The sequence below is a fragment of the Mesorhizobium sp. WSM4311 genome (assembly GCF_002295115.1).
Classification (GTDB): Bacteria; Pseudomonadota; Alphaproteobacteria; order Rhizobiales; family Rhizobiaceae; genus Mesorhizobium.
On the sequence record NZ_NSFV01000027.1, the window covers coordinates 24,047 to 32,659 of the forward strand.

Consider the following 8,613-nt stretch of genomic DNA (forward strand, 5'->3'; position numbering starts at 1 on the left):
GTTTCGACGCTGTTAAATTCGTGCATTCAGAGAGAACCTGTATCGCGCAGGTGATGGGCATTTGCTGCCGAAATCACCATCTTAGCTGCTTCCAGAAGAAGGATGCTTCCGTGACAACTCAACAAAGGGCCCTCGGAATTATTGGGCTGGAGATCGGACTTCCGCCTCGTGAATTTCCGCCACCGCAACCGGAGTCGGTCTTCAACCCGGCAACTTTCGACTTCCCAATTATAATAGAGACCGCGGCCGGGGCTTTGGAGGAGAGGGTCATTCCCGGTGATGCTTCTCTCGAGCCGGCCTACATTGCAGCTGCCAGGCGGTTGGTCGAGCGCGGAGCAGTCGCGATAACCGGGGACTGCGGGTTCAGTATCCGGTACCAGGCTGCAGTGGCCGCGTCTGTCGAAGTCCCGGTGGCCATGTCGAGCCTGCTACTGGCGCCCACGCTACTCCGGCAGCTTCCAGCTGACGCAAAGCTCGCCGTTGTGGCCGCAGACTCAAGACACTGCGGCAAAGAGCTGCTGGGCATAGATTCATCCGCAGAGGCAAGAGTAGTCATCGGCGGCATTGAAGGTGACGCGTGGCCGGCTGGTGTTGTTGAAATGGAGTCGGAGGTTGCAGCCTGTGTCGCGCGACTTGGCGCCGCACATCCGGGGATTGCCGCCCTCCTATTTGAATGTACATTGTTCCCGATGGTGACGTCAGCAATCCGTCGTAGGACAGGACTGCCCATCTATGACGCCGCGACCCTTTATCGGATGACATTCGCGTCCGTGGCTTGACCGCTTGGAGGCCACTATCCCAAAATATGAGCTCATGTCTGGTATGAGTTGCGGCTCGTTATTGTAACACACGTCCGCATCTTGTCGAATACTCTGTCGAGACTGGATCCTCGATTTCCGAGGTCAGGACGCGGTGCCTGAGATGCAGGTTGGATTTTTGGAACTCGTGCTGGTCGACCGTGATCCAGACGCTAAGCGGCGACCGACTTCGGCCGGAGTTGAAGCAGGGCGATCAAGGGCCACAAAAATCACTTCAGCCACCTGAGCAGGAGGGAGAAGTTGTATCCGGCGGCGGCCAGGACGGCGTTGAGGGCGTCGCCCTGCTGGCCGGCGAGGTAGTTGCGGCCCATGCGGTGTTCGTTCTTGATGTGGCCGATATGACGCTTGCCAGCGTGTGGCCGTCATAGGGATTGCCGGGCAGCGCTTTTGCATGCAGGGCGAACTGGCCGCCCTTGGAGCGCTTCAGCGTGGTGGCCACCGACACCTTCACACCGAACTCGTAGGGCATATGCGCCTTGCCCTTGCCAATGCATTCCACCTCGTGCGCGTGCAGGCTGTAGATCTTGCGGCCGCGCTGGCGCTGGCGTTGCTAGAGAACGGTGGCGGCCTGGTAGAACGGCCATTTGAAGAGCGCGTCCAGCCCCGCATCGCCGGCGATCTGGCGAGAAATGTCGCGAATGGTCCGGCCGAGATAGGTCTTGAGCCTGCGCAGCGCCTTGTTGGCCCGCTTGAACTGCTTGGCGTGGGCATAGCGCTGGTGGCTGATCAGCGCCAGCTGATAGCTCTGGCGCAAATGGAGCTCCTTCCCTCTTGGCCAGCCGCACCAGCCGTTCGCGCGCCCGGTTGATGAGCTTGGCGTCGGTCGGGAACATGACGTTCTTCGGCTGCACGGTTGTGTCGACGATCACCTGGCGCGTGTCGGCCGGCTTCATCGCCCCGGTCTTGACCGCAAGGCTGAGGCTCTCCTGCAACAGCGCCACGATCCGCTCCTCGCCCATGCGGCTGCGCCAGCGCGTCATCGACGAGAGGTCGAACGGCAGCGTATGGCAAAAGAACGTCTCGCCGGTGAGATACTGGAAGTAAGGGTTCTCCACCCAGCGCTCGCACAGCACCTCATCCGACAGGTTGAAGGTGTGCTTGAGGATCGCCAGCCCCGCCATCAGCCGGGTCGGCAGCGGCGGCATGCCGGGGCCGTCCGAATAGACGGCGCCGAAACGCTCCTCCAGCACCGGCCGGTCGATCGCCTGCTTCATGTTGATGATCTGATCGAGCCTGGAGCGGAACAGGTCCTGCTCTCCCGTCTCGCGTGGCTTGGACATTCGCCGTCCCCTCGATTCGCCGCCGCCGAACCGAGTGAATCACGCTCCGCAGCACAAGGGAATCGCAAAACCGAATTGCAGGAAAACAGCGTCCAAATACCGCTAATCCTGCAATTCAAAAGACGCTATCCGCCTCAATCAAAAGGCCAGATCAATGGCTTGCGGATAGTTCACGGTCGACGAGCTGGCGGCCACGCATCAGGCTGGAGATCCATCAGCGTTTACATCGTTTTTCAACGGGCGGCTCAAGCTCCGTGTTGTTGCGCGGCGCGCAGCTTGTCGAACGCCTCTTAGACCGTCGTGTGCCGGAAGAGGATATCCTCTGGAATTTCGGCATCGACATTCCGACATCACACATCCGTGATAAAGGCGTTTGCGGCTCGACGGGACCCTCCAACCCGAGGTCGCGAACAGAACCTGAATGACTGCCTCGTTTGCTATATGCGAATTGTCCGTGGGCGCCGCCAGGAGCTGGAACCGGCCAATCGACTTTAATTCTGGCTAGCTGTGCCCAGAATCGAGAAAAACGCCGGATTCATGCAGGCACAGCGGCCAATTTGCAGGAACCACCCCCCTGGGCACTGCTACTTATCTGGAATGAGGGGACTGTGGAGCTTCCGTCAAAAGGAAGCCAGATGTTCCGGGTTGAGGCCGTAGATCATCGTGGTCGTGTGAACATGAAGTGATGATAAAGCCGGCAAACAGGGAGGATAAAATGAGCCAATACTCATATAATCGTCGTGCGCTTATGAAGGCAATGCTGGCGATTTCGGCGACCCCTTGGGGGATTAACTCGAGGGCGTTCGCCTCGTCGTGCGACGATCGCATCCTGCGAATCGGCGGACTGGGTGGAGGCCCTGATTCGATGAACCCCTTCGCCACTTGGGGCTCCTTTTGGCCCTTGGCTATTTGCTATGATTTCTTGGTCTGCATAGACGCCCAGCGATACGACGATCGAAAGGGCTTTGCCCAATCTTGGTCCGTCGCCGACGACAACCTCACTTGGACCTTCAAGATCTGGCCCGGCATGAAGTGGTCGGACGGCCAGCCTGCTACCGCTAGGGACGCGGCGTTCACTTATAGTTATTTGCACGATTCCATAGGCAAGCCCGACGAGCTAAACGTCGGGTGGAACAGCACCAGCGGTCTTGAGAACGTCGAGTCCATCAAAGCGTTCGACGACGAGACTTTGCAGATCGTGACCAAGTTCCCCGCGACCTGGCCAATAGACAATATCATAATGATCGTTCCCGAGCACATTTGGAAGGACATCAGCTATGCTGACGCACGCGTAACCTTCCGCAACGATCCGCCTTTGGTGGGTACGGGACCTATGATCGTTTCGGAGTTTCACCAGGGCCAGTTTACACGCCTGACGCCGAACCCCTATTTCCGTACGGGGAAGCCCCAAATCGCGGGGGTGATCCTGCGGTCCTTCGATGCCGCCGATCCGATTGCGCAAGGTCTTAAGAGCGGGGAACTCGATTATGGCAACTACCTGACGTCCGCCCAGTGGGCTGATCTCTCGAAGGATCCCGACATTGTAGTCGGTGAATCCCGCATAGCTCAGAAAACCTATCTCGCCTTCAACACCGCTTCGGGAGATGGCGCAGGTAGCACCAAGGCTCTGCAGGATCCGGCGTTTCGCGATGCGCTCGGCTACGCGATCGATCAGAAGGCCATCGTCGATCGAGCCATGCGCGGACACGCCGACCCTGGTGTCGGACTCGCAATGCCGGTGGCGGCCGATTACTATTCAGATCTGAACGACATCAGGCGCCACTTCGATCTCGCCGAAGCCAACCGCCGGCTTGACGCCGCAGGGTACCGGGACACGAACGGCGATGGCATTCGGGAGGACAAGGACGGGAAGAGTTTCCAGCTAGAGCTGGTGTCTGGACCTTCAGCAAATATAGAGATGCCGGTCGCGGCAGTGCAGTTTATCGCTGGCTGGTTGGAGCAAATCGGTATCCCTGTATCGGTGACTCGGCTCGACTCCGGTGCGCTGAGCGCCCGCGCCGCAGCTCCGGCGAAAGGCGGCGGAGGGTGGGATCTGCTCATTTCCGATACCTGGCAAGGCCCAACACCTAAAGACCTGCTCATCTTCGGCAGCAGCAATTCCATCGGCATCAAGAACAAGGCGTACTGGACGAATGCGGAGTTCGACAAACTGTTCGCGGAGGTGCAGGTCACCGTTGACCTCAAGAAAAACCAAAAGCTGGTCGACCAGGCAGCGCGACTAATTTATACTGAAGCGCCTTACATCGTACTATGTTACCCCACCCTGCTCGAAGCCCACCGGAGGGATTGCTTCGAGGGTTGGGGAAAGCAAGGCATCATGTCGATGGACAGCTACTTCCCATTCGATCGCTTGAAGCCGGTGCCCGCGCCGTGAACGGAGGGGGAGGGAGCCGTCACATCCTGCGCATCATCGTCAGGGCCTCTATAACCCTCCTGATGGTGGCAGTCCTGAACTTCATCCTATTCCGAGTTATTCCAGGTGACCCTGCATCTCTTTTGCTTGGCGGGGCGCGCGTCAGCGTCACCGCCGAGCAGATTGAGGCGCAGAACCAACGTTGGGGCCTTGACCGGCCGCTGTTCCCGGACCAGGCGGTCGACTACCTGTCGGCAACACTCCGCGGCGATTTCGGCTACAGCTTCAAGTTCAGGGGCAGGCATGTCGCAGACCTGATAGCGGAACGCCTGCCGGACACCATAGTCCTAGTCGGGGTTGCTCAGATAATGGCAATCGTTATTGGGGTGATGCTTGGGATCTACGCAGGCTGGCGCCGGGGAGGAGCCGGCGACCGTATCGCAACCGGAGCCTCTCTGGCGCTCTATTCTACGCCGGCTTTCTGGCTCGGCATGATCCTGGTGGTAATCTTCAGCACGGCATTGGGTTGGCTCCCGGGCTATGGTGCATACTCGCCCGGCCTGATCACGGGCTCTCTTGGTTCGTTCCTCGACTACCTGCAACATCTCACGCTTCCCGCCACTGCGGTGGCGCTTGGGCTAATCGGCCAGTACGTCGTCGTCGCTCGTGCCGCAATGAGTGACGTACTCACCGAGGATTACATGGTAACCGCACGGGCGAAAGGGCTGACCAACGGTCAAATGCTGATGCGTCATGCATTTCGCAATGCAATGCTACCGGTCGTGACCTTGATCACCCTCAATATTGGCTATGTGGTCGCCGGGGCCATCACTGTCGAAGCCGTTTTCGCCTGGCCGGGTATCGGCGGGCTGACGGTGGAAGCACTCAACGCACGGGACTACCCAGTCCTTCAAGGCATATTCCTGTTGCTTGGCGTTTCAATTGTTCTCGCAAACCTCGTAGCCGATCTTGCCTACAGCCTTCTAGATCCGAGGGTCCGACAATGAGCGACAATATTGTTCGATATTGCCCGCGAGGCCGGGCGCGCGCAATAAAAGGCTTTCTGCGTCAATTTCTCAGCTATGGCGGTGCTCAGGTGGGCCTCGTATGTCTGGTATTCTTTCTTGTTGTGGGAGCGGTCCCCAATATTCTGGCGGGACCGCTCCAGACTGCGATCAATGCAACTGGCGATTTCCTCGCACCCCCATCAGGCGAGCATCTGCTCGGCACGGACGAAATCGGGCGGGACGTGCTCAATCTGGTCCTCCATGGTGCCCGGATCTCGCTTACGATTGCGCTACTCGCGACTGTGATCAGCCTCGTCGTTGGGACTACAATCGGTACGACCGCTGGCTACTATGGTGGCAGGGTCGACGTCTGGCTGATGCGCTTGACAGACTTCTTTTTTGTCATGCCGTCCTTCGTGCTGGCGCTGGTCATTACACCCGTGGTTCTCGAGGTGATGGGGCGCGGTGGAGAAATCCTGGGCTTCCGTCCTTCTCTTTTCGTGATCATTGTCGTTATAGGCATGACAAGCTGGTCCTTTGTTGCACGTATCGTCCGGAGTCAGACACTGTCGCTTAAGGAGCGACCATTCATTGATCGTGCGCGCGTTGCGGGTAGCAGTAATTTCGGCATCATGGTGCGGCACATCCTCCCCAATCTCGTGCCGCAAATCGCAGCCAATGGTGCGCTGGTGGTCGCCAGCGCAATCTATGTCGAGACATCGCTCTCATTCCTTGGACTCGGGGACCCGTTGCAGCCTTCATGGGGCACTTTGCTTTCGCTCGCTCAGCGCGCCGGCGCGGCCAGTGCTGGAGCCTGGTGGTACCTCGGCGCCCCAGGACTGTGCGTACTCACGGTTTCGCTTAGCTTCGTCCTGATTGGCAGTGCCCTTGACGACACGTTCAATCCACGGCGGAGGGTGATCCCATGACCAGCTCCTCCCAGGACAAAACACCGCTTCTGGAAATAGACCGGCTCTCTGTCGATTATGGGCTCAAGGGCGTTTCATTGCGAGCAATCGACGGCGTAAGCTTCGCGCTCCGAGCCGGAGAGGCCGTGGGCCTCGTCGGAGAATCGGGCAGTGGCAAGACCACGACCGCGATGGCGATCGCTGGTCTACTATCACCCAACGCGCGGGTCAGCGGCGGCCAAGTGCGCTATCGTGGCAACCGACTGCCGATCGACGATGATGCGGCGATGCGGCCACATCGCTGGAGCGAAACGTCCGTTGTCTTCCAGGGCGCGATGAACGCACTTAATCCTGTTCACCGCATTATCAAGCAGATCGCCGAGCCATGCATGCTGAAGCTCGGCATGTCGCGGGGCGAGGCGACCAAGCGGGGAAGTGAGTTGCTTCAACTGGTCGGCATCCCGGCGGATCGTGGTTCCGCCTACCCTCACGAGTTGTCGGGCGGAATGCGACAAAGGGTGATGATTGCCATGGCGCTCGCGTGTCGACCTTCGATTATCATTGGTGACGAGCCCACCACAGCGCTCGACGTCATCACTCAGGCTCAGATCCTTAACCTGCTAGGCGACTTGCGATCGCAGTTGAGCCTCGCCCTGATTTTGATCACCCACGACCTTTCTGTGGTGGCTAAGTGTTGTGATCGCGTAATGATCATGTACGCGGGCCGCATCGTCGAGGATGGCACTGTCGCCGAGATTTTCGCCCAGCCCAAACATCCCTACACCCGACAGCTGATCGAATCGATCCCGAACCCAGCGAGCGGCAAAAAGATGATCCGGCCAATACCGGGTGATCCTCCCAACTTGGTGAATCGACCCTCGGGCTGCGCTTTCCATCCGCGTTGCCCGTCGGTCATGGGGGGGTGCGCGACCGAAGTCCCCAGCCTCAATAAGTTCGGGCGGGGACGTGTCGCCTGTCACCTTCACCGGTCCTTGACGCAAGAAGACAAGGTCGCTGTTCATGCCTGACACTGCCGGCATCCTGCGTCTCGAGAGCCTGCAAGTTCATTTTCCTATCCAGGGCGGTCTGTTCGACCGTGTCCTGGGCCGATCTGTCGGCGCCATGCGCGCGGTAGACGGGATCGACCTCAACGTCGGGCGGGGCGAGATCGTCGCCCTGGTCGGCGAATCGGGAAGCGGCAAGACCACTGTGGGCCGCGTCATCACCAAGCTTGCCAAGCCGACTGGCGGCAGAATGCTGTTCGAAGGCCGCGACATGAGGTCGGTAGAGGGCTTCTCGGCTCTACGTCCGTACCGGCGTCGCGTGCAAATGATCTTCCAGGACGCTTATCAGGCCCTCAATCCGCGACACACCGTGTTCGACATCGTGGCGGAGCCGTTGCAGTCCCTGCGGCTGGTCGGTAACGCCACTCAACTCGCCGACCGGGTGAGTGAAGCGCTTGCGGCCGCTGGGCTCAATCCTCCCGGCGATTTCTTCGCCCGCTTCCCGCACGAGCTATCCGGCGGGCAGCGCCAGCGCGTCGTGATTGCAGGAGCGCTTGCCGTCCGGCCGGAACTCATCGTTGCTGATGAACCTGTATCGATGCTCGATGTCTCGATACGCGCTCAGATTCTTCAGGTCCTGGTTGACTTGCGCGACAGGCACAACATGGCGCTGCTGTTCATCACCCACGATTTGCCCCTTGCCTGGCTGATCGCCGACCGGATTGCGGTCTTGTATCTTGGAAAATTGGTCGAGATTGGTAGCGCCGACGAGATCACATTCAACCCTCGCCATCCGTATACCGTCGCCTTGCGCAACGCCACACCGCAGATTGGCGGCAACGCAGGTCGCGCCGAGTTGCCGGCCCTGCAGGGCGAGGTTCCAAGTGCCGCGCGCGTGCCGAAGGGCTGCCGTTTCCATCCTCGTTGCCCGCTTGCCTTCGACCGTTGCAAAGCTGAGGAGCCGCCGGCGATCGAAGTTGGACCACAGCACCTGTCAGCCTGCTGGCTCGCTAAGTGAAAGGCATGCAATCAGCGCCACCCCAATGAGCGTATTCCATCTGGTATTGCACAGGCAGGTGGGCTGGAACACCACCATGCAGATAGAATGCTGAGACCCGTCGAAATTGGCCACTCCATCTTGAATCAGTCTCAATGTCTGGGAGGCACTCTGAAGTGTGTAATGAACTAGGCCCGATTAAACCGCCAACGCCGCGATACGAAG

At 59.3% G+C, this 8,613-nt stretch carries 6 protein-coding genes and 1 pseudogene; 6 read left to right on the top strand and 1 reads right to left on the bottom strand.

The window, feature by feature from the left end:
- Positions 1-110 precede the first annotated feature (110 nt).
- A complete protein-coding gene (locus CK226_RS35250) occupies positions 111-779 on the top strand; it encodes a hypothetical protein (RefSeq protein WP_176477193.1) in 669 nt (222 codons plus the stop codon).
- A 248-nt stretch (positions 780-1,027) separates the two neighbouring features.
- Here the strand turns inward: CK226_RS35250 and CK226_RS33335 are convergent.
- Positions 1,028-2,098: pseudogene (locus CK226_RS33335) on the bottom strand (IS5 family transposase).
- A 715-nt stretch (positions 2,099-2,813) separates the two neighbouring features.
- Here CK226_RS33335 and CK226_RS33340 point away from each other — a divergent pair.
- From CK226_RS33340 to CK226_RS33360, 5 genes are read left to right on the top strand one after another with little or no spacing between them, the layout of a single operon-like run.
- Positions 2,814-4,493, top strand: a complete 1,680-nt coding sequence (locus CK226_RS33340; RefSeq protein WP_063170379.1) for an ABC transporter substrate-binding protein — start codon at positions 2,814-2,816, stop codon at positions 4,491-4,493.
- On the top strand, positions 4,490-5,479 hold the full coding sequence (locus tag CK226_RS33345; protein ID WP_063169344.1) for an ABC transporter permease: 990 nt from the start codon (positions 4,490-4,492) through the stop codon (positions 5,477-5,479). Before CK226_RS33340 ends, CK226_RS33345 begins: the two co-directional genes overlap by 4 nt.
- A complete protein-coding gene (locus CK226_RS33350; RefSeq protein WP_063169343.1) occupies positions 5,476-6,408 on the top strand; it encodes an ABC transporter permease in 933 nt (310 codons plus the stop codon). The genes CK226_RS33345 and CK226_RS33350 overlap by 4 nt, the downstream gene beginning before the upstream one ends.
- A complete protein-coding gene (locus CK226_RS33355; RefSeq protein WP_063169342.1) occupies positions 6,405-7,415 on the top strand; it encodes an ABC transporter ATP-binding protein in 1,011 nt (336 codons plus the stop codon). Before CK226_RS33350 ends, CK226_RS33355 begins: the two co-directional genes overlap by 4 nt.
- Positions 7,408-8,409 carry an ABC transporter ATP-binding protein gene (locus CK226_RS33360; RefSeq protein WP_063169341.1) on the top strand — a complete coding sequence of 334 codons (1,002 nt, stop codon included), beginning with the start codon at positions 7,408-7,410 and terminating at the stop codon, positions 8,407-8,409. Before CK226_RS33355 ends, CK226_RS33360 begins: the two co-directional genes overlap by 8 nt.
- Positions 8,410-8,613: the final 204 nt, after the last annotated feature.